2 protein-coding genes are annotated in these 788 nt (G+C 25.5%); both read right to left on the bottom strand.

What is annotated here, in order from left to right; translation table 11 throughout:
- A partial coding sequence (locus tag IE124_RS34195) for a hypothetical protein (protein ID WP_229833176.1) occupies positions 1-379 on the bottom strand: 379 nt, incomplete at its 3' end.
- Positions 370-788, bottom strand: a 419-nt coding sequence (locus IE124_RS34190) for a hypothetical protein (RefSeq protein WP_229833175.1), incomplete at its 5' end; no start/stop codon positions are given. The genes IE124_RS34195 and IE124_RS34190, both read right to left, overlap by 10 nt.

The following is a 788-nucleotide window of genomic DNA, read 5'->3' as shown; positions in this document are numbered from 1 at the left end:
TATCCAAAAAATCAATAATTTCTTTTAATCTTGCTTTCTTATTACCAAATCCAGTATAAAATACTTTATTTATATCTTCTTTATTAAATTGATTAACTTTCTCTTTATTAAATTGATTAACTTTCTTGCCATTTAGTGGGTCTAAGTTTGCTTTTAGATGCCCCATATAACGATACTCGTTAATAATTTGCAAAACACTCATTTGTTTTTTTATATTTTTTTCACTTTTTGAATTTTCTTTTGTTTGAACAATACATTTATTTTCTTTTTTACTAATCTCTTCAAAATATTGCCGCCATTCTTCAGAAATTTTATCCCCACATTGGTATTGTTCGTATATTTCTTCTAAATAACTAACATTTTCTAATGCTATTTGCATATTTTTTTATAATATTCCTTTATTATTTTCTTTTCCTGTTCTAGTGTTATTCCTCCTAAGATATTTATTGCATGCTTCAAACGTATTCGAGTTATATCTTTACCAATAATTCCTAGAGTCTCAATTACCGATGTAGAAATTAATCTTCCATTTATTGCAATAAATATTGGAGCCAGTATTGTTTTCATTTTAATTTTAAAATGGTTAGATAATTGTTTGACCTTATATAGTATAGTTACCTTGTCCCATTTTTCTATATATTCTAACTGCAACCATAAAACTTTAAGTACTTTAATTTGCAGGGCGGTTTTCAAAGAAATAACTTTAAAATCTTCTGTTTTTAAGTTAGGTAATCCAGAAAACAAATGTTCAGCTAAAGGTATAATATCAGTTAAAATTTTTATCCGAG

The organism is Streptomyces narbonensis (assembly GCF_014649015.1).
GTDB lineage: Bacteria > Actinomycetota > Actinomycetes > Streptomycetales > Streptomycetaceae > Streptomyces > Streptomyces narbonensis.
The sequence above is the reverse complement of the archived record's forward strand: the minus strand, read 5'-3'. Positions and strand labels throughout refer to the sequence as shown.